At 73.2% G+C, this 20,300-nt stretch carries 17 protein-coding genes; 7 read left to right on the forward strand and 10 right to left on the reverse strand.

Translation table 11 applies throughout. From position 1 onward, the window contains the following. Window positions 1–54: 54 nt before the first annotated feature. From AC060K_RS18185 to AC060K_RS18210, 6 genes are read right to left on the reverse strand one after another with little or no spacing between them, the layout of a single operon-like run. A complete protein-coding gene (locus AC060K_RS18185; RefSeq protein WP_483766757.1) occupies window positions 55–1,023 on the reverse strand; it encodes a hypothetical protein in 969 nt (322 codons plus the stop codon). Further along, window positions 1,020–2,048, reverse strand: coding sequence for a vWA domain-containing protein (locus AC060K_RS18190; RefSeq protein ID WP_483766758.1), 1,029 nt, complete (start codon window positions 2,046–2,048; stop codon window positions 1,020–1,022). The genes AC060K_RS18185 and AC060K_RS18190 overlap by 4 nt, the downstream gene beginning before the upstream one ends. Continuing rightward, window positions 2,045–3,091 carry a VWA domain-containing protein gene (locus AC060K_RS18195; protein WP_483766759.1) on the reverse strand — a complete coding sequence of 349 codons (1,047 nt, stop codon included), beginning with the start codon at window positions 3,089–3,091 and terminating at the stop codon, window positions 2,045–2,047. Before AC060K_RS18195 ends, AC060K_RS18190 begins: the two co-directional genes overlap by 4 nt. Further along, on the reverse strand, window positions 3,085–3,594 hold the full coding sequence (locus tag AC060K_RS18200; RefSeq protein ID WP_483766760.1) for a hypothetical protein: 510 nt from the start codon (window positions 3,592–3,594) through the stop codon (window positions 3,085–3,087). Before AC060K_RS18200 ends, AC060K_RS18195 begins: the two co-directional genes overlap by 7 nt. Further along, on the reverse strand, window positions 3,581–4,516 hold the full coding sequence (locus AC060K_RS18205) for a DUF58 domain-containing protein (RefSeq protein WP_483766761.1): 936 nt from the start codon (window positions 4,514–4,516) through the stop codon (window positions 3,581–3,583). The genes AC060K_RS18200 and AC060K_RS18205 overlap by 14 nt, the downstream gene beginning before the upstream one ends. A 28-nt stretch (window positions 4,517–4,544) precedes the next feature. Next, window positions 4,545–5,540 (reverse strand): AAA family ATPase, encoded by a 996-nt coding sequence (locus tag AC060K_RS18210; RefSeq protein ID WP_483766762.1) that lies wholly within the window; start codon window positions 5,538–5,540, stop codon window positions 4,545–4,547. Window positions 5,541–5,719: 179 nt separating this feature from the next. Between AC060K_RS18210 and AC060K_RS18215 the strand changes: the two genes are divergently transcribed. Further along, a complete protein-coding gene (locus AC060K_RS18215) occupies window positions 5,720–6,310 on the forward strand; it encodes a hypothetical protein (protein WP_483766763.1) in 591 nt (196 codons plus the stop codon). A 114-nt stretch (window positions 6,311–6,424) separates the two neighbouring features. On the opposite strand, the gene AC060K_RS18220 is transcribed toward AC060K_RS18215, so the two are convergent. Then, window positions 6,425–8,524, reverse strand: a complete 2,100-nt coding sequence (locus tag AC060K_RS18220; protein ID WP_483766764.1) for a bifunctional copper resistance protein CopD/cytochrome c oxidase assembly protein — start codon at window positions 8,522–8,524, stop codon at window positions 6,425–6,427. 112 nt (window positions 8,525–8,636) lie between these two features. Here AC060K_RS18220 and AC060K_RS18225 point away from each other — a divergent pair, with 112 nt between their 5' ends. Next, complete coding sequence (locus tag AC060K_RS18225) at window positions 8,637–10,793, forward strand: S9 family peptidase (RefSeq protein WP_483766765.1); 2,157 nt, start codon at window positions 8,637–8,639, stop codon at window positions 10,791–10,793. Between the two features lie 4 nt (window positions 10,794–10,797). Here the strand turns inward: AC060K_RS18225 and AC060K_RS18230 are convergent, their stop codons facing one another. Then, window positions 10,798–11,007 (reverse strand): hypothetical protein, encoded by a 210-nt coding sequence (locus AC060K_RS18230; RefSeq protein WP_125775485.1) that lies wholly within the window; start codon window positions 11,005–11,007, stop codon window positions 10,798–10,800. Between the two features lie 268 nt (window positions 11,008–11,275). Between AC060K_RS18230 and AC060K_RS18235 the strand changes: the two genes are divergently transcribed. The 5 genes from AC060K_RS18235 (at window position 11,276) to AC060K_RS18255 (ending at window position 17,623) form a co-directional block, all read left to right on the forward strand. Further along, window positions 11,276–12,367 (forward strand): chymotrypsin family serine protease, encoded by a 1,092-nt coding sequence (locus AC060K_RS18235; RefSeq protein WP_483766766.1) that lies wholly within the window; start codon window positions 11,276–11,278, stop codon window positions 12,365–12,367. Window positions 12,368–12,568: 201 nt separating this feature from the next. Further along, window positions 12,569–12,964: a hypothetical protein gene (locus tag AC060K_RS18240; protein ID WP_483766767.1), complete on the forward strand. Its 396-nt coding sequence runs from the start codon at window positions 12,569–12,571 to the stop codon at window positions 12,962–12,964. A 57-nt stretch (window positions 12,965–13,021) separates the two neighbouring features. Further along, on the forward strand, window positions 13,022–13,771 hold the full coding sequence (locus AC060K_RS18245; protein WP_483766768.1) for an NYN domain-containing protein: 750 nt from the start codon (window positions 13,022–13,024) through the stop codon (window positions 13,769–13,771). A gap of 92 nt (window positions 13,772–13,863) precedes the next feature. Then, window positions 13,864–16,038 carry an NHL domain-containing thioredoxin family protein gene (locus AC060K_RS18250; RefSeq protein WP_483766769.1) on the forward strand — a complete coding sequence of 725 codons (2,175 nt, stop codon included), beginning with the start codon at window positions 13,864–13,866 and terminating at the stop codon, window positions 16,036–16,038. A 436-nt stretch (window positions 16,039–16,474) separates the two neighbouring features. Beyond that, window positions 16,475–17,623, forward strand: coding sequence for a magnesium and cobalt transport protein CorA (locus tag AC060K_RS18255; RefSeq protein WP_483766770.1), 1,149 nt, complete (start codon window positions 16,475–16,477; stop codon window positions 17,621–17,623). Window positions 17,624–17,665: 42 nt separating this feature from the next. Here the strand turns inward: AC060K_RS18255 and AC060K_RS18260 are convergent, their stop codons facing one another. Both AC060K_RS18260 and ptsP read right to left on the reverse strand, forming a co-directional pair. Beyond that, window positions 17,666–18,544 (reverse strand): sugar phosphate isomerase/epimerase family protein, encoded by an 879-nt coding sequence (locus AC060K_RS18260; protein ID WP_483766771.1) that lies wholly within the window; start codon window positions 18,542–18,544, stop codon window positions 17,666–17,668. 39 nt (window positions 18,545–18,583) lie between these two features. Beyond that, the gene (ptsP, locus tag AC060K_RS18265; protein WP_483766772.1) at window positions 18,584–20,251 is read right to left on the reverse strand and encodes a phosphoenolpyruvate--protein phosphotransferase; all 1,668 of its coding nucleotides are present in this window, start codon (window positions 20,249–20,251) and stop codon (window positions 18,584–18,586) included. Window positions 20,252–20,300 lie beyond the last annotated feature (49 nt).

Raw genomic sequence — 20,300 nt, forward strand, 5'->3', positions numbered from 1 at the left:
GTCGGACGAAGGCACTCCCTCCGTGCTCGTGCTCACCAGGCGCGCTGTGGCGCCTCACCAGTTCCTGGTGCCGCCCCCGCCGGGCTCCTCGCCGCCGTCGGTGCCCCAGGTGTCGCGGTTCTCCTGCTGCTCCTGGTCGGCGGTCTCGGCCGCCTCCTCGTTGGACTCCTGCAGCCGCTGCTGCCGCTCGGCCTCGGCCTGCTCCTCGGCGGTCTGGCCCTCGGCCGGAGACGGCGTGGGCGAGGGCGACGGCTCCTCGTGGTCGGGCTGGCTCCGCTCCGCCTGAGCCGCCTTCTCCTGCAGCCGTTGCTGCGCCCCCGCGTTCTGCTCCTGCTGCTCCTGCGTCTGCTCGGCGGACGCGCAGTCCGGCCAGGTCCGCACGCTCTCCGCGTACGCGTACGACTCCTCGGCCCACTCGAACCACGACTGGACGTCGTCTCGCACCTCGACGGGGTCGAGCTCGTCGCCGTCGCCGTAGGGGTCGATCGCCTCCTCGTCGTAGGGCTGGCCGGCCTCGCGGGCGGCGAGGGCCTCCTCGAGCGCCACGAGCTCGGCCGCGTACTCCTCGGCGGTGCGGGTCTCGTCGTCGCCCATCGCCTCGTACGCGAGCGACAGGTTGGTCTGGATCATGCACCGCACCTCGGGCGGCTCCTCCTCCGCGAGGTCGTACGCCTCGTGCAGCGAGTCGGTGGCGCTGTAGGGGGACGACCAGCCCTCGGCGAGGACGTCGGCGGTGCGGGCGGTGCCGGCGTTGAAGTGTGCCTTCCAGGGTTCGACGAGGTTGAGCGTGCGCTGGCTCTCGTACGCCTCGGCGGCGTCCACGAACCGGTCCGCGTCGAAGTCGTCCCGGGCGGCGGCCGCGACCGGCGCCGTCGCGGCGAGCCGCACGCCCACCACGAGCCCCAGCACCGCGAGCGGGACGGCGAGCGCGAGCATCCACTGCCGCCGCCGGAGGCGCGCCCGCCGCAGCCTCGTGGCCTCCGCGGCCTGTTCGCCCCGGGGGACGAAGTACGGGTTGCTCATCGCCGCACCCCCGCCAGCCGACGGCGCTCCAGCGCCACGGACCCCGCGAACGCGAACGCCTCCCACGCGAGCAGCCCCGCGAGCACCAGCCCGAGCGGCCACACGACGGGCCGGTACGACGTGACGGTGCGCCGGCCGTCGTCGGCCACCTGCTCGGGGTTCAGCCCGGCGACGAGATGCTCCACCGGGGTGGGCGCGGTGCGGTGCTCGTAGGCGACGCTGAGCTGGTCGGCGAGCCCCCGGAGCACGTCCTCGTCGATGCGCGACAGCGCGTCCGGGACGGTGCCGTCGGCTGCCGTCTCGGTGGAGTCCGTGAGGTACTCGGCCTCCTCGGGCGGCACGTCCGGGTCGTACTCCTTCATGCGGCCGCCCTCCTCGGTGCCGTAGCCGAGCACGGCTCCGCCGTCGACCAGCGGCGCCAGGTCGGCGAACGAGCGGGGCTCGCCCTCGGCGGTCTGCTCGCCGTCGGACAGGAAGAACACGAGCCGCAGGCTCGCCGGGTGCTGCTCCGCGGAGCCCTTGAGGGCCGACGACAGCTCGTCCAGCGGCCGGTCCGTCAGCGACCCCTGGGAGTAGAGGGTGATCTCGCGCTGGAAGGTCTGGGCCCAGGCGTTGATGGCGCGTGCGTCGGTGGTGAGCGGCAGCTGACGGGTGGCCTGCGAGTCGAACGCGATCACCGAGTACCGGGCGCCGGGGATCGCGGCGGTGAGCGCGACGACGTCGTTCCGCACGCCGACGAGCCGCTCCTGGTTGCCCTCCGGGCCGTAGTCCTCGGCGGCCATGGAGCCGGTGCGGTCCACGACGAAGAACACGTCGACGGCCGTGACCGTGGTGTCCCGAGAGGTCTCCACGACCGACGGGCCCAGCCCGGCGACGAGCAGGACGAGGCACAGCGCGGTGCGCCGGATCCAGGCCAGGCGGGACGTACCGCGGGCGGCGCTGCGGACCAGGCACCACCCGGACAGCGCGAGCAGCGCGGCCACGAGCACGAGGACGTACCAGGGGGCGATCGGCTGGAAGGTCATTCGCGCACCCTCCAGGCCGCCAGGACGAGGGCGGCCACGCCGCCCACGATCACCAGGTACCACTCGCGCGGCAGGTCGGTCACGATCACCTCGGGCGACGCGTCGAGCTCGACCGCCTGCTGCGCCACGACGTCGTCCACCATGCTCTGGACCAGGGCCGGGTCGTCCGTGCGGAAGTACAGGCCGTCGCCGGCCTCGACCACGCCCTTGTACTCCAGCTCCTCCGGCCCGCCCCAGTACTCGCGGTCGCCGCCGAAGATCCCGTACAGGGTGATGTCACGCGAGCGCACGAGGTCCGCGGCCTGTCCCAGCGTGTAGATGGGCTCGCCGGAGACGTAGTTGTCGGTGGCGAGGACGATCGAGCGGGACCGCTCGGTGTCGGTCTCGTCGAACAGCAGGCCGCACGACGCCAGCCCGTCGCCGATGAGGCTCGCCCCGTCCTGGTTGACCCACGTCCCCGCCGTGAACTGGAGGTACTCGAGGATGTCCTGGGCGTCGCCCTCGTCCTCCGGGTCGAGCGAGTCCACCGACTCCAGCGCCTCGACGCCGCGCCGCAGCTCCTCCTGCACGAGCGTGTAGTCGTCGGTCAGCGGGAACACCGTGCGCGAGGTCGAGTTGAACACGGACAGCGCGATCCGCTCCCCCTGGAAACTGTCCACCATGCGCTGGAAGACCTGGAGCACCGCGCCGTCGTAGTCGGTCATGGAGCCGGACACGTCCAGGCAGAGCACGATGTCGCGCGTGCCGAGGCGCTCCACGACGGTGTCCGTGCGGGCCGGGCGGGCGGCCATCGCCCCGGCGCCCAGCACCGCGGCCAGGAGGCCGGCGGCGAGCAGCGCCCGCCACAGGCGGTAGCGCCGCAGCCACGCGCGGAACGCGGGCACCTTCGCCAGGTAGGCGGAGTTGGCCACCCAGGTGGCCTCCTGCCGCGATGCCCGACGTCGGCCGCTCACCACCCAGCCCGCCGCACCGGCGGCGAGGATCACCACCCCGACGGCCACCCACACCCAGGGCCACAGGATCACCGGGTCGCCCGTCACCATTCCCGGACCACCTCCTGCGCGCGGTCGAACGAGGTGTCCACCTTCATGCGGCGCACGCTCGGGTCGTCGTCCTCCGCGAACTCCGGCCGGTAGTAGCGGGAGATGAGGTCCGTGAGCTTCTTGGCGCCGTCCAGCTCGGCGATCTGGGCGAGCGTGAGCGTCGAGACGTCGCGGTCCAGCCGCTCGGCCGCGAAGGCGCGCATCTCCCGGGCCAGCGCGTGGTGCACGGCGCGGCGGTCGAGCTCGCCCGACTCGTAGCGTGCGCGCAGCTCGGACAGGCTGCGGGCGTACCTCTCGCGGACGCCGGCGTAGGGGTCCACGTGGTGGCGCCCGCCCTGTGCCGGCGGCACCGCGTACCGCTGCGCCTCCTTCTCCGCGGCGGACGCCCGGGTGAACCAGAGGACGGCGGCGACGAGGGCGAGGGACAGCAGGACCAGGCCGATGCCCGCCGCCGTCCACCAGCCCGAGTAGCCCACCGGGGGCAGCAGCTCATCGCCCGGCACGCTTCTGCCTCCCCAGGAGCTCGACGAAACGGTGCACCACGTCGTCCGTGCCGTCCATGACGGTGCTCTCGACCTGGCGGCGGCGCAGCGTGGCCGCGACCTCGGCCCGGCGGCGGGCCACCTCGTCGGCGGCCGCGCGGGCGATCTCGGGGCGGGAGGCGAGGAAGGGCGGGAGGAAGAGGGTGCCGTCCACGTCGGCGACGGACGCGGGTGCCGGCCGGCTGCCGGCGCCGCCCGTGCGGCCCGCCGCGAGGCCGGTCGGGGGCAGGTCCGCGACCTGCAGCACCATGACCTCGTGCCGCACGCGCAGCCGCCGGAGGAGCGGTTCGTGCTCGGGTGCGGGACGCGCCTCGTCCGTGACCACGACCATGAGGGACCGCCGCGTGAACGCGTGCAGCGCGCGGTCCAGGAGGCGGGCGAGGTCGTTGGCGGGGGCCGTCGCCGGGTCGTCCGTGGTCCACATCCGGCTCAGCAGGCGCAGCAGCGTCTCGAGGTCCTGCGTCGAGGCCCGTGGGGGTAGCTGCTCGAGGCGCTCGGCGTCACCCGCCACGAGCGCGACCCGGTCGCCGCGGTCGCGGGCGAGGTACGCGACGAGCGCGCAGCAGAACGCCGCGACCTCGTGCTTGGGCTCGCCGCTCGGCGAGGTGGCCGCCATGCTGCGGCCCGTGTCCACGATCAGCACGAGGTTGAGGTTGGACTCGCTGACGAACCGCCGCACCACGGGGATGCCCGCACGGGCGCTCGACTTCCAGTCGATGTCGCCCACGTCCTCGCCGGGGCTGTACAGGTGCAGGTCGTCGAAGTCCTGGCCGTGCCCCTTGTAGATGGAGCGGTGCCGTCCTTCGAGCAGGCCGGTGGCGCGCCGGGCGACCGGGAGGTCGAGCCGGGCGCGGACCTGGGCGAGGCGGGAGACGTCGGGCACGTGGCCGGTTCCGGTGCGGGGCGGCCGGTCAGGGCGCCGGGACGGCGTCGAACACGGCGTCGACGAGCTGCTCGGGCGGCACGTTGTCGGCCAGGGCGTCGAACGTGCGGACCAGGCGGTGCCGCAGCACCGGGTACCGGACCGCGCGGACGTCGTCGGGCACCACGAAGCTGCGGCCCGACTGCAGCGCCAGCGCCTGGCCCAGCCGCATCAGGGCGATGCCGCCGCGCGGCGAGGCCCCGACCCGGACGTGCCGGCCCAGGCCCTGCACGGGACGCGGGCCCGACAGGCGGGTGGTGTTGATGATGTCGACCACGTAGCGCTTCACCGCGTCGTCCACGTACACGTCGTCGACGATGCGGCGGAGGAAGCGCACCTCGTCGAGGCTGACGGGCTCGGTCGAGACCGGGCGCTCCATCTGGCCGCTCGCGACACGCCGGAGGATCTCCAGCTCCTGGTCCGGAGTGGGGTACGTGATCACCTCCTTCATGAGGAAGCGGTCCATCTGGGCCTCGGGCAGCACGTACGTGCCCTCCTCCTCGATGGGGTTCTGCGTGGCGAGCACCATGAAGGGGTCGGGCAGCTTGTAGTTCACGCCGCCGATCGACGTCTGCTTCTCCTGCATCGCCTCGAGCATCGCGCTCTGCGTCTTCGCGGAGGAGCGGTTGATCTCGTCGAGGAGGACCAGGTTGGCGTGGACCGGGCCCAGCTGGGTGGTGAACTCGCCGGTGGCGTAGTTGAAGATCTGGGTGCCCACGATGTCGTTGGGCATGAGGTCCGGCGTGCACTGGATGCGCCGGAACTCGCCGCTCACCGCGGCGGCGAGGGTCTGGGCGGCGGTGGTCTTGGCGAGACCGGGGACCGACTCGAGGAGCACGTGCCCGCCCGCGAGGAGGCAGCTCACCAGCGCGGTGCGCAGGGCCTCCTGGCCCACGACCTTCTCGTCGAAGACCTGGTGGATCCGCTTGACGATCGCCGCGGCCCGGTCGAGGTCCGACGCGCTGATGTCGTTGTGCTCCGGCACGTGGCAACCCCCTGGTGATCTGCGACCGTGTCGGTGGATCAGTATGCCGGGTCAGGGGTGCCGCCGCCGATGGGGAGCCCTCCCCGGCGGCTGCGCCCTGAGTGCAAGGTGATGGGTGTTGCACGCGTGCAACAGTGGTTCGCGCTGCGCGATGCCGTTTGACGTGCCAGGCTCTGTCGGTGAACGACGCCTTCAGCCTCCACGCCTGGGTGGACGAGTCGATGCAGCGGGAGACCCCCGAGAGGGAGGGCGTCTATCTGCTGGCTGCCGCCGTCGCGGACCCGGTCGCGTGCGAGCCGGTGCGGGAAGTCTTGCGCGAACTGCTGCCACGTGGCGCGGGCCGGCTTCATTGGCGACACGAGTCGGCTCCGCGTCAGAGAAAGATCGCGGCGGCGATCGGGGCTCTGGACCTCGCATACCTCGTCATCATCGGAACGCCGATGAGCGGTGCGAAGCAGGAACGGGCGCGACGCCAGTGTCTGGAGCGTCTCCTCTTCGAGCTGGAGAACCTCGGAGTGAGCCGGGTCCTGCTCGAGGCCAGGACGCCGTCCCTCAACGCCCGGGACGCGAGCTTGATCGAAGCGCTCCGTGGTCGACGAGCCATCTCGCGCGGTCTTCGCGCCGACTTCGGGACGCCCGCGTGCGAGCCGATGCTGTGGGTGCCTGATGCTGTCGCAGGCGCAGTCTCGCACTCGCTGACCAGCTCCGGGCCGTCCGTGCGGGACGAGTTCGGGCCGGCCATCGAAGAGATCAGGATCAACCTGCGGTAGAAACGCGAATGCCGGGATCCTGACGTCCATCAGGGTTCCCGGCTTCACTTCCCAACCCCCAGCAGGGGCGGGCTACTCTCACTATACGTCGAACCCCAGGGTCGCGCTCGACCCTCAGTCCTTGCGGTCCGCCATCTTCGCCAGCATCGCGTTGTACGCCTCGAGCTCCGCGTCGCCGTCGCGGTCGGCGGCACGGTCGAGCCGCTTGGCGTCGCGGGTGTCGGACCGGGTCCACTGGATGGCGACGCCGATCGCGAGCAGGAGCGTGGGCAGCTCGCCGATCCCCCAGGCCACAGCCCCGCCGCGCTGCTGGTCCTCGATGGCGCTCGGTCCCCAGGGGCGTCCCAGCAGCCCGAACCACTCCGGCACCAGGAGGGCCGTACCGCTGGTGAGCGCCACCCCGAAGAAGGCGTGGAACGCCATCGTGGCGAACAGCAGGACGAGCCGCATCGGGTAGCCCGGCCGGGACGGACCCGGGTCCACCCCGACCAGCGCGTTGGCGAACAGGTACCCGGCGAGCGTGAAGTGGGCCAGCATCGCGAGGTGCCCCGCGTACGTGGTGAGGGAGTACTCGAACGCGGGCGTGTAGTAGAAGACGATCATCGAGCCGGCGAAGTTCACGGCCGCGACGATCGGGTGGGCGAAGAACCGTCCCCACCGCGAGTGCACCAGCGCGAGCACCCACTCGCGCGGCCCGCGGGAGCCGTCCTTGCGAGCCGGCACGGCCCGGGCGAGCAGCGTGACGGGCGCCGCCAGCACCAGGAGCATCGGCACCACCATCGCGAGGATCATGTGCTGCACCATGTGGGCGCTGAACAGGACGTGCCCGTAGAGGGCGGCGCCGCCGTTGGTCACCCAGAACAGCACGACCATCCCGGCGCACCAGCTCACGGTCCGGGCCAGCGGCCACCGGTCGCCGCGCCGGGCCAGCCGCACTACCCACGCGAGGTACACGACCAGTCCCGCCGCGCACCCGAAGGCGGCCAGCAGGTCCCACTGGAACTCGGTGAGCCAGCGGACGGGAGTCGGCTCGGGCGGGAGCGGGTGCCCGGTCACCTGCTCCGCCGGGGTGAGGGGGCCGGAGGGCACCTCGGGCACGGGCGGCGCCGTCGACCCGAGGGCCACGGCCACGCCGGACACGGCGCCCATGACCGCGAGCTCCACGGCGGCGAGCCTCCAGAAGAGCCCCACCACGGTGTACGAACCCCGGGGTGGCGTCGTCCCGCGGCCACCCGGCGCCGCCGCGCCTCGGGCGTCGTCGGCGTCGGGCAGCCGGCGCACCACTGAGGTGCGGTGCAGCCAGCCGAGCCCGCCGAGGACGGCGAGGAGGAGCGCCTTGGCGAGCAGGAGGATGCCGTAGTCGGTGGTGAGCGCGTCGACGTCGCCGAGGCGGATCCACCCGCTGACCAGCCCGGACACGCCCACCGCCGCGAAGCACCAGCCCGCGATCCCCGAGTAGCGCCGGATCACGGCGGGGGTCGCAGCGTTGCGTACGCCGAGGAGGGCGATCACCGCGAGCCCACCGACCCAGAGCGCCGCTCCCGCGAGGTGCAGGAACATCGCGGAGATGGCGAGGTCATGGCTCGCCGCGCCGGCGGCGTGACCGGTGCTCGACTGCATCGCGACGGCGACGAGGGCCAGTGCGGCGGTCCAGGCGGCGCCCGCCGGCCCACGGACGGCGAGGGCCGCGGCGGAGGTCAGCGCGGCGACGATCACGATGCCCAGGTAGGTGCGGCCCAGGGTGATGGTGGTGACGAACTCGCCGAAGCCCGGACCGAACGCGGGCGAGGTCAGCGGCAGATAGGTGGACCACGAGAAGCGCAGCACCAGCTGGGCCACGGCCGCCACCGCCCACACGCCGGACGCCGCGCCCGCGATGCCCAGGGTGCGCTGGACGGCGGGCCCGGCCGGCACGGCGAACGCGGCGAGCACGAGGGCGCCGAGCGTGACGGCGAGCGACAGCTCGGTGAGCACCGTCGCCACCGGCAGACCCCAGCGCACCGCGGCGCCGGGGTCGGAGAAGTAGGAGAGGGCGGAGAACGCGCCGGAGAAGGACCCGGCGGCCAGGACCGCGCCGATCGCGACCAGCACCGCCGCCGGTGCGGCACCGACGAGCCACCAGGGCCGGGCCGTGCCCGTCGCGCCCCGGACGGGGGCAGTCTTGCGGCCCTCCCCGGAGGGCTCTGGCGGCTGTCGCACGGCTGTCGAGGTCACCCGACCAGCCTAGGGGCCCCACCGCTGTGGATACGCACAGGGTCGCCCTCCAGCGCGTGAGGCCGACCATCTGCGTACCCACAGCGGGAGGGGCGCGTGATAGTACGGACCCGTGAGCGAACCCGCGCAGACCCCCTTCCACGACCTCGACCGGTACGTCGCCATCCCGCGCCTCGCCGGCCTCGCCCTCAGCCCGGACGGGCAGCGCCTCGTCGCGACCGTCCAGACCCTCGACCCCGAACGCACCGGCTACCGGACAGCGCTCTGGGAGGTGGACCCGGAGGGCGCAGCGCCCGCCCGCCGCCTGACCCGTTCCGCGAAGGGCGAGTCGTCGGCCGTGTTCACGAGCCGTGGCGACGTCCTCTTCACGTCCGCCCGCCCCGATCCCGACGCGGGCAAGGACGCCGGCGAGCCCAAGACCGCGCTGTGGCTGCTGCCTGCGGGGGGCGGCGAGGCGCGCGTGGTCGCCACGGCGCCCGGCGGCGTCTGGGGCCCGCTCGCGGCCCGCGACGCCGACGTCGTGAGCGTCGCGTCCAGCCTCCTGCCCAGCGCCCGGGACCTGGCGCACGAGAAGGAGCTGCGCAAGGCCCGCAAGGACCTCAAGGTGAGCGCGATCCTCCATGACTCGTACCCGGTCCGGTACTGGGACCACGACCTCGGGCCCGGCCAGGAGCGCCGGTTCGTGGCCGACCTTGCCCTGCTCGGCGAACAGCCCGCCGCCCCGCTGCCGAAGCCGGAGGGCGACGACGACGCGGAGGACGAGACCCCGTCGTCGGGCACGCTCGAGCTGCGCGACCTGACCGGCGCCGGACGGCACCTGCGCGAGCACGGCGCGGACCTCTCCGCCGACGGTGCCATGCTCGTCACGACCTGGGCCGTGGCCGAGGGCGTGGCTACCCGCGAGACGCTCGTCGCGATCGACACGGCGACGGGGGAGCGGCGCACCCTGGTCGACGACCCCGACGCGGACGCCGGCGGCGCGGCGATCTCGCCCGACGGCGCCTGGGTCGCCTACCGGACCGAGACCATCACGACGCCGCAGGACGCGCCGGTGGTCCGCCTGGGCCTCGTGCCGGCGGCGGGCGGCGACCCGGTGATCCTCGCGGACGACTGGGACCGCTGGCCCACCTCCGTGGCCTGGCTCCCGGACGGCTCGGGCCTCGTCGTGACCGCCGACGACGACGGGCGCGGCCCGGTCTTCCTCCTCACCTTCTCCGGCGGCCCGGAAGGCGGCGAGGTCGTCGTCGAGAGGGTGACGGCCGACGACGCCCTGTTCACCGACGTGCGCGTCGCGCCCGACGGCTCGGCGCTGTATGCGCTCCGAACCTCCTACGCCGCGCCCGCCGAGCCGGTGCGGATCGACCTGGCCGGGTTCGTCGCGTCGGGCCCCGCGGGCGAGCGCCAGCCGGTGCCGGCGACGGCGCTGCTGTCGCCCGTGGCGCCGCTCGAGCTGCCGGGCGTGCTCCGCGAGGTGGAGACCGTGGCGTCCGACGGCGCCCGTGTCCGCGCGTGGCTCGCGCTGCCGTCCGAGGCGTCCGCCGACGCCCCCGCGCCGCTCCTGCTGTGGATCCACGGCGGCCCGCTGGGCTCGTGGAACGCCTGGTCGTGGCGCTGGAACCCCTGGCTGATGGTGGCCCAGGGGTACGCCGTGCTGCTGCCCGACCCGGCGCTGTCGACCGGCTACGGGCAGGCGTTCGTGCAGCGGGGCTGGGGTGCCTGGGGCGCGGCCCCGTACACGGACCTCATGGCGATCACCGACGCCGGGGAGGCGCTGCCCGAGATCGACGAGTCGCGGACCGCGGCGATGGGCGGCTCCTTCGGCGGGTACATGGCGAACTGGGTGGCGGGCCACACGGACCGGTTCAAGGCGGTCGTCACGCACGCGTCGCTGTGGGCGCTGGACCAGTTCGGGCCCACCACCGACGCCTCCTACTACTGGGCGCGCGAGATGACCGACGAGATGGCGCTCGAGAACAGCCCGCACCGGTTCGTGGGCCAGATCCGCACGCCGATGCTCGTGGTGCACGGCGACAAGGACTACCGGGTGCCCGTGGGTGAGGGCCTGCGGCTCTGGTACGAGCTGCTGTCCGCCTCGGGCCTGCCGGCCGCTGACGACGGCTCCACCGTGCACAGGTTCCTGTACTTCCCGGACGAGAACCACTGGGTGCTCACCCCGCAGCACGCCAAGGTCTGGTACCAGGTGGTGCTGGCCTTCCTGGCCGAGCACGTGCGGGGCGAGAAGCCCGAGCTGCCGACGACGCTCGGCTGACCCGTCAGGACGCCGGCGCCGCCCCGCGGCCCCCGGTGGCGTCGAGCCACCGCTGGACCAGGGCGGCGTCGGCGCGTCGGCGGGTGAACTCGCTCGGGTAGGTGTGCGCCACGGAGCGGTGGGCGAGCAGCGCGACATGGTCGTGCTCGATCGCCCACATGAGGGCGGCCTGCACGTCTGCCCGGCTCAGCCGCGTGCTCCGCGTCTCTTCCATCGTCCCGATCACTGGTCTCGCTCGCGTTCCTGACGGTGAGCCGCCCCCGCGGGAGGCTCTGTGGTGAGGAGAGGGAAGACCGGGTGATTTGTGACACCGGCCGTACTCTCGGCATGCGCTAGCCCGACATTTGGGGTAGCCGACGGACGCTATCGCGACTGGGTGCCAGCGGGATATCCCCTTTTTGGATGACTTTCCTCCACGAAGCGGCGTGTCGCCGCCCGCGCGCCTGCTGACTCGTGTCGGTGAGGTCGGCAAGGATCGACGTATGGAACACGACGAGGCCAGGAAGATGAAGGAGCAGCTCGCCGGCTTCGCCCGGGAGCTCGCGGAGCGGCACGGCGTCGTCCGTCCGCACCTCGCGCCTTCAGAGGGGGCTTCCGCGGCGGAGGTGGTGCGAGCGCCTACCCTCGCCATCGGCCTGGCGGCGCAGCCGGGGGGTGGGTACGGCATCGCCGTGCGCTATCGCCTGGGGGTGCCGCGGGCGCGGAGCATCGTCCGGCAGATCGAGGCGGAGGCCGGGCCGGACGTGGACGTGCGCCGCACGGGCCGGATCCGGCCCATCAGCGACCTCGGCCCGCGCCCGCCGGCTCCCGCCTCCCAGTCGGCCGGGGAGACGGGGAGGGTGCGCCCGCTGCGGCCCGGCATCTCGATCGGGCACGTCGACGTGACGGCCGGGACCCTCGGCGCGTTCGTCACGCGCCGGGCTGACCGCACCCGCCCCGGCCGTCCGGGGACCACCACGACCAACCTGTACGCGCTCTCGAACTATCACGTCCTCGCAGGTTCCCCGGATGCGGTGCCGGGGGACGTGGTGCTGCAGCCCGGGCCCGCGGACGGCGGCAACGCCCCGCAGGATCGCGTCGGCACGCTGGCCGAGGTCGTCACCCTCGACCCCGAGGCTGCGTCGTACACGGATGCGGCCCTGGCCCGTCTGGACGACGCGGCGGTGGACTACGCCTACCCGGTGGGGCGCGTGACCAAGACGGCGCGCGCCCTGGGCGGCGAGGTCGTGGCCAAGGTGGGGCGCACGACGGCGCTCACGCGCGGCCGGGTCACCGCCATCGAGCTCGACGACGTGATCGTGGGCTACGACGACCTGGGTGCGCTGAGCTTCGACGACCAGATCGAGATCGAGGGTCTGGACGGCGGCCCCTTCTCCCGCGGCGGCGACTCCGGGGCGCTCGTCTACCGCGAGGACGGCGTGGCGCTCGGCCTGCTGTTCGCGGGCTCGGAGACCGGGGGAGGCAGCGGGCGCGGGCTCACGTACGCCAACCCGATCGACGTGGTGCTGGACGTGCTCGGCATCGACCTCGCGGGCGAGCTGACGGACGAGGACGCCGACACCACCGGGGCGTGAGCGCGCCGCTCGTGAACCGCGTATCGAGCGACCGGAGTGTCGAGGGGTGGGCGTGTCGCCGGGACGGGCGGCACGCCGCGCCCGTGCCACGCCGCCCTTTTTGTCCGATCACCGCGCTGACCTGCGAAGTCGCTGGGAGTGTGGGATCGCTTCCATCATGGGGCGATCTCCCGCGTGTGGGGGCTGGACAAGGGGCGCACAATGGATGACCAGGAGGTGATCGGGATGGCAACACTCGACGAGGCGCGGTCCGCCAAGTCCGCGCTGCGCGAGGCCGTCGCGGGAGTCCGAGGGGTGGTCGGTATCGGGGTCGCACCCGAGTTCACCACCCCGCTGGGCCGTGGACGGATGCTCGAGTACCCCGAACCAGGAGTGGCGATCGCCGAGGTGATCGACGCCGCCGGCTCGCCCGAGCGGCACACGTCGCCGGTCGAGGTCCTGGCCGCCGAGATGGGGATGGACAGCGTCGCGGGCGACAGCGACGGCTGGGTCCTCCAGGTCAACGTGACCGACTCGTCGGTGGTCGACGCCGTACCGGAGGAGATCGACGACGTGGCGGTACGGGTCCGCGTCGTGGGCAGGGTCCGCGCGGGCTGAGGCGGGCGGCCTCTGCGCACCCCGCGCGGACGCGTCATCTATAGGTGACGATGGGGCGTGCTATCAGCCCCTCAGGACTCCCTCGACGATGCTGGCTCTGAGCGACGCTCGACCGCGATCCTCTACATCGACGGGTTCAACCTCTATCGCCGGTGCCTTGAGCAGCATCCAGCCCTGAAGTGGCTCGATCTGCGCCTCTTCGCCGAGAATGTGCTGCCGGAGTTTCGTGTCGTCAAGGTCTTCTACTTCACGGCGCGGGTCAAGCCGGGCGCTTCGCCCGACGGGCAGGCGAATCTCAGGCAGGACGTCTATCTCCGTGCGCTGAGGACTCTCGCCCCGATGGTTGAGGTCGTTCTGGGGACGTTCCGCATCGATCGCAGGCCCATGGCCAAGCATCCTGTGGAGGTGGACCCGCAGACTGGCGAGTTCGTCCGCGTCTGGGTCCGCAAGGTGGAGGAGAAGGGGTCGGACGTCAACCTTGCCGTGCGGATGATCGCCGACGCCCACGCGAACCGGGCCGACTACTACGTGCTTCTGTCCAACGATTCCGACCAGGAGGGAACACTTCGCGTCCTCAAGCAGGAATTGGGCGTCAGCACGGGAATCGTGTTTCCGATGGAGACGGCGAGGTACTCCAAGGCGCTCATGAAGACGGGCCCGGATCACGTCGGCTATGTCACCCAGCACGTGCTTGCCGCGTCGCAGCTTCCGGAACGAATGGCCGACGTTCACGGGAAGATTCACCGACCGCCGACATGGACCGGAAATTCCGAAGGCCCCAGTCTCCTGGGGCCTTCTAACCGGTAGCCGAAGCATCCGGGGGTGTACTTCAAGGGTCCCCTATGGTGCGGTCCCGGTCAACCCGACAGGCCACTCGGTAGACGAGGGAGAATGACGGTGTGAGCAGCACCGTCCAGAACCTCCCCCGTGTCCGCGCGTCCGAGCTCGTCGGGCGCGGCTGGCTGAACACGGGTGGCCGCGCCGTCACCCTTGCTGACCTGCGCGGAAAGGTCGTCGTCCTCGACTTCTGGACGTTCTGCTGCATCAACTGCCTGCACGTCCTCGACGAGCTGCGTGAGCTCGAGGAGCAGCACCGCGACGTGCTCGTCGTCGTCGGCGTCCACTCGCCCAAGTTCGAGCACGAGGCCGACCCGGTAGCGCTCGCGGCGGCGGTCGAGCGGTACGAGGTGCACCACCCCGTCCTCGACGACCCCGAGCTCGTCACCTGGGGCGCCTACACCGCGCGGGCGTGGCCCACGCTCGTGGTGATCGACCCCGAGGGCTACGTCGTCGCGCAGATGGCGGGTGAAGGCCACGGCTCGGCGATCGCTGCGCTGGTCACGGAGCTCGTCGCCCAGCACGACGCCAAGGGCACCCTGCACCGGGGCGACGGGCCGTACGTGGCCCCCGCGCCGACGTCGGGCACGCTGCGCTTTCCCGCGAAGGCGATCGCGCTGCCCAACGGCAACCTGCTCGTCGCCGACGCCGGACACCACTCGCTGGTCGAGCTCGCGCCCGACGGCGAGACCCTCGTGCGCCGCATCGGCTCGGGCGAGCGCGGCCTGGTCGACGGCGGCCCGGACGAGGCCCGGTTCGCGGAGCCGAACGGGCTGTGCCTGCTGCCCGATGCCGTCCGGGAGACGGTCGGGTACGACGTGGTGGTCGCCGACACCGTGAACCATGCTTTGCGCGGCGTCCGGCTGGACGACGGTGCCGTGGTCACCCTCGCGGGGACGGGACAGCAGTTCATGGTGGGCGGCCAGGAGAACGTGCTGCGGTCGGGGCACCTCGACGACGAGGCGGTCGTCCCGGCCGCCCGAATGGTGCCCGACACCGAAGGGCCGTTCGAACCGTTCGACCCCCAGGCCGACTACCCGGCGCGCATCGTGCGGCTCTCGTCGCCGTGGGACGTCGAGTGGTCGGCCGACCTCGACGCCGTGGTCGTCGCGATGGCGGGCAACCACACGCTGTGGGCGTTCGACCCGGCGGGCCGCGAAGGACACGGCAGTGTGCGGCTCCTCGCGGGGACCATGAACGAGGGTCTCGAGGACGGGCCGGGCGCCACCGCCTGGTTCGCGCAGCCCTCCGGCCTGGCCCGCGCCGCGGACGGCACGATCTGGCTTGCCGACTCCGAGACCTCGGCACTGCGCCGCATCGAGGCGCTCGCGGGCGGGGTCGCGTCCGGCGCTGAGAAGGTGCGCCTCCGGACCGCCGTCGGCAAGGGGCTGTTCGACTTCGGGCACCGGGACGGCGCCGCCGACGAGGCGTTGCTCCAGCACCCGCTCGGCGTGGCGGTCCTGCCGGACGGCTCGGTCGTCGTCGCCGACACGTACAACGGCGCGGTGCGGCGGTTCGCCCCGGCGGCCGACGCCCCGGGGGCCGGCGCCCCCGGGGCCGAGAGCCCCGCCGCGGCGAGCCCCGACGACCCGAGCATCGGCGCCGCACCGGTCGGCGACCACGCCGGCGCCCGCATCCCCGGCGAGGTCACGACCCTCGCGACGGGCCTCGCGGAGCCGAGCGACGTCGTCGTCCTCGTGGACGGCGCGCCCTGGACGCCCGGCGTCGTGCTCCCCGAGGGCGACGCCCGGGTCGAGCTCCTGGTCGTCGAGTCCGCGGCGCACCGGCTCACCCGGGTTGCGCTCCCGGCGAGCCTCGCGGGCGAGGTGCTCGACTCGGGCGCCCGCCGCACCCAGCGGCCCGTCACGGAGATCCCGTCCGGGGCACTGCGGCTCGACGTCCCCTTCGTCCCCGCCCCCGGCCAGAAGCTCGACGACCGCTGGGGCCCCTCCACCCAGCTCCAGGTCGCGGCCACCCCGCCGGAGCTGCTGCTCGGCGGCTCGGGCAGCGGCACCGACCTGTTCCGGGACCTGGTGATCAACCCCGAGGTCGCGGAGGGTGTGCTGCACGTGACGGCGAAGGCGGCGTCGTGCGACGTCGTGCCGCTGGGGCCTGACGGCGAGCCGGACCCCGACGTGTTCCCCGCCTGCCACCTGGCCCAGCAGGACTGGGGCGTCCCGGTCCGCGTGGTCGCGGCCGGCGCGGCCGGGATGCTCACTCTCCCGCTCCGCGGCTGACCCCGAGCCCTCCGCCGAGACAGTGCCTTCGTCGGACGAGGTGACTGTCTCGGCGCGGAGGCTTCGCCGAGGGAGTGAGTTCGTCGGACAGCGGCACTGTCTCGGGGGGAAGGGTGTGACGTACGCCTCGAAAGGGTTCGAACCGGCATCCGACGCAGGTAGACTGCGCTGTGCCCACCGGCAGCGATCGGTCGGGCACCACTGAGCGATCAGGCCGCGGCGGGATGCCGCAGGGACGAAAGGGGGTGTGGCGCGCGATGACTCGCAGCGAGCCCCCGAGTAGTACCGGCCAGCGCTGACGGCCACCTGAGCACTCTCCGCACCGACGCGACGTCTCGCGCCGGGTGGTCGTCGGCACCCTGCCGGTCCTCTCGCGACCGCAGGGCCAGGCCGAGCCCCCGTGCCCGACGTCCACGCGTTCACCTGCGGAGTCATCATGGCCACCTTCCTTCCCGCGCGCCCTCCGCGCCAGTTCCTCGGCGCGCTGCGCCGCCGTCCTGACGCGCCCGTCACCCCCTTCGCGGTGCCCGACGACGCCTCGCTCGCCCCGGGCGCGTCCCGTCGCAGCACCGTGGTCGCCGCCGCGATCTACGACGACGGCTGCCGCACCGCCTCCTACACCCGCCTTGCCGAGGCGTTCCGTGCCCTGCGTGAGCGCCCGGGTGGCATGGCCTGGATCGGGCTGGAGCGCCCCGACGAGACCGAGCTGATGTCGCTGGCCCGGGAGTTCGACCTGCACCCCCTGGCCGTCGAGGACGCGATCCAGGCCCACCAGCGGCCCAAGATCGAGCGGTACGGCGACACGCTGTTCGTCGTGCTGCGTGCCGCGACCTACCTGGACGTGGAGGAGAGCGTCGAGTTCGGCGAGCTCCACCTCTTCGTGGGCCCCGACTTCGTCGTGACCGTGCGACACGGCGCCTCCCCGGACCTGGCGGCGGTCCGTCGTCGGCTCGAGGAGGACCGGGAGATGCTGGCGCGCGGTACCGAGGCCGTGCTCTACGCGGTCCTCGACGCGGTCGTGGACGGCTACGCGCCGGTGGTCGCGGGCCTGGAGAACGACGTCGACGAGATCGAGTCGGAGGTGTTCGGCGGCGACCCCGAGGTGTCGCGGCGCATCTACGAGCTGTCCCGCGAGGTCGTGGACTTCCAGCGTGCGGTGCGGCCGCTGCAGGGCGTGCTGGCGTCGCTGACCAAGGGGTCGGCCCGCTACGACGTGGACCCGGAGCTGCAGGCGAGCCTGCGCGACGTGACGGACCACCTCACCGAGGTGGCCGACCGGGTCGAGTCCTTCCGCGCCGCCCTCCGGGACATCCTCACCGTGAACGCCACGCTCGTGGCGCAGCGGCAGAACGAGGAGATGAAGCACCTGTCCGAGGTGAGCATCCAGCAGGGCGAGGAGGTCAAGAAGATCTCCGGCTGGGCCGCCATCCTCTTCGCGCCCACGCTGGTGGGCACGGTGTACGGGATGAACTTCGACCAGATGCCGGAGCTGGACTGGGCCTACGGGTACCCGGCAGCGCTCGTGGCGATGGCCGGCGTGAGCGTGGGGCTGTTCCGCGTCTTCCGCTGGAAGCGCTGGATCTGAGCCGCTCCGGCCCCGTCGAGCGGGGCCGGGCCGGCGCCGCGCCTACCAGGCGTCGTGGACCCGGTGCGGGACTCCCGGAGGTGTGGAGTACTCGCCCGGGTCGGTGGACAGGTACGTGCGGGCGAACTGCAGGGCAGCCGTGATGTCGTCGAGCCGCTCGCCGGCGGTGCGGGCGCGGCGGGTCGAGATCTCGAGGCAGACGTCGCCGGTGAAACCGCGGCGGACCAGGTCCTGCAGCACCTTGTCGCACTCCATCCGGCCGCGACCGGGCACCAGGTGCTCGTCCCGGGCCGTCCCGGTGCCGTCGGCGAGGTGCAGGTGCTTCAGCCGGTCGCCGAACGACTCGACGAGCGCCAGGCCGTCCTGCTGCGCCACGCTGGCGTGCGAGAGGTCGAGCGTCACGGAGTCGTAGCTGTGCTCCGCGGGGTCCCAGCCGGGCAGGTAGGCCTGCATCTCCCGCCGGGCCCCCCGCCACGGGTACATGTTCTCGACGGCGATGGTGACGCCGGTGTCCTCGCCGAGCGCCCGCACCTGCTCCTGGAACAGCCGCGCGTACTTGTACTGCCAGCGGAACGGCGGGTGGACGACGACGGTGGTGGCGCCCAGCTCCTGGGCCATCTCGACGGTGCGCTGCAGCTTGGGCGCCGGCGAGCGGCCCCACACGCGCTGGCTCACCAGGAGCGTGGGGGCGTGGATCGACCGTATGGGCATGCCCGTGTCGGCCGAGAGGTGCGCGAGGGTGAGCGGGTTCTGGGTGGTCTCCTCGGACCACACCATCACCTCGACGCCGTCGTACCCCACCTCGGCGGCGGTCTCGAAGGCGAACGCCGTACGGCGTGGGTACACCGACGCCGTCGAGAGGGTCACCTGGATCCCGGAGGTTGCTGAACCGGCCACTTCGCTCCCGTTCGTGTCGAGCATGCGGGCCACCTTAGGCGGCGAACGTGACTTTCTCGTGGCCTACGGGTTCACGATCTGCACACGTACGGCTTCCCGGGCGGCCCGGGCGGTGGGCTGGTCGAGCGCCAGCCGCGCCAGGTCCGCGCACTCCTCCCGGGTGACGGCCGCGAGGACCGCGGCCACCTCCGCCAGGGCGCGCGGGGTCATGGACAACGACGTTACTCCCAGCCCGACGAGCACGGGCGCGAGCCACGGATCGGCAGCGGCCTCGCCGCACACGCCCACCGGACGACCATGCACCGCACCGCCGGAGCACGCCACCCGGACAAGCTCCAGCACGGCCGGCTGCCAGGGGGTCGACAGCGCGGCCACCCCGGCGAGGTCACGGTCGGCGGCCATCGTGTACTGCGTGAGGTCGTTGGTCCCGAGGCTCGCGAAGTCCGCCACCTCCATGATCCACCGGGACTGGAGCGCGGCCGCCGGCGTCTCGATCATCACGCCGGCATGGTCCAGCCCGTGGGACGCGCACGCCGCCACGAAGTCCCGCGTCTCGTCCACGGTGGCGATCATGGGTGCCATCACCCAGACCTCGGCGGACTCCGCCGCCGAGGCGGCGGCGATCGCGGCCAGCTGGCGGTCCAGAACCCCCGGGTGGTCCACGGCGGTGCGGAGCCCGCGCACCCCGAGCGCCGGGTTGTCCTCGTGCCCGGGCGCGAGGAAGCGGAGCGGCTTGTCGGCCCCGGCGTCGAGGGTGCGGACCACCACCCGACGCCGCGGGAACCGGGCGAGGACCGCGCGGTACTCCCGCACCTGCTCGTCCACCGTGGGTTCCTCGCCGCGACCCAGGAAACAGAACTCCGTGCGGAACAGCCCGACGCCCAGCGCGCCGGCCTGGGCCGCGGTGACCGCCCCGGCGGGGTCGGCAACGTTTGCCAGCAGCTCGATCTCCACGCCGTCCTTGGTGACCCCGTGCCCGCTGAAGACGAGCGGGGAGGCCGCGCTCCGGCGTCGGGCATCCTCGACCGCGGACTCCGACGGCGACCGCGAGACCGTCCCGAGCGTGCCGTCCACCAGGACGGTCTCGCCCTCCTTCAGGTCCGCGGCGTCGGGGAGGGCCACCACGGCCGGGATGCCGAGCGTGCGCGCGAGGATAGCCGTGTGCGACGTGGGGCCGCCGCGCGTCGTGACCAGGGCCAGGACGGTGCCGGGGTCGAGCATGGCGGTGTCGGCGGGAGCGAGGTCGGCCCCGACGAGCACGAACGGGTGGCCGGGCGAGGGCACGCCCGGGGGAGTGGCCCCGGTGAGAGCGGCGACGATGCGGTCGCGCACGTCGCGCACGTCGCGGGCCCGCTCCGCCATGGGGCCACCGAGCGACTCGAGCTGGTTCGCCACGGCGCCCGCCGCGTCCCAGACGGCGCGCTCGGGGGTGAGCCGGTCCTCGCGGACGCGGCGCACGGCGTCGGCGGCGAGGGTGGGGTCGGCGGCCATGGCGGCTGTCACGGACAGCACGTCCGACGCCGTCCCGGTCGCGCGCGTGGCCCGGTCGGCGAGGTCCTTCTCCACGCGGGACGCAGCCTCCGTGACCGCCGCCGCGGCGGCGTCCTCGGTGCCCTGCGGGAGCCGGGTGGTGGGCGGTTCCGGCACGCGTGGCGGCATGCGGACGACGGGCCCCACGGCGCGGCCCGGACTTGCTGCGACGCCGATGAGCGTGTCGTTCTCGGTGGACATGCGGCCGCTCCCGTCAGTCTCGTCGTCGAGGCGCGCGAGCGAACGTAAC

It is taken from the genome of Antribacter sp. NEAU-D49, assembly GCF_057158775.1.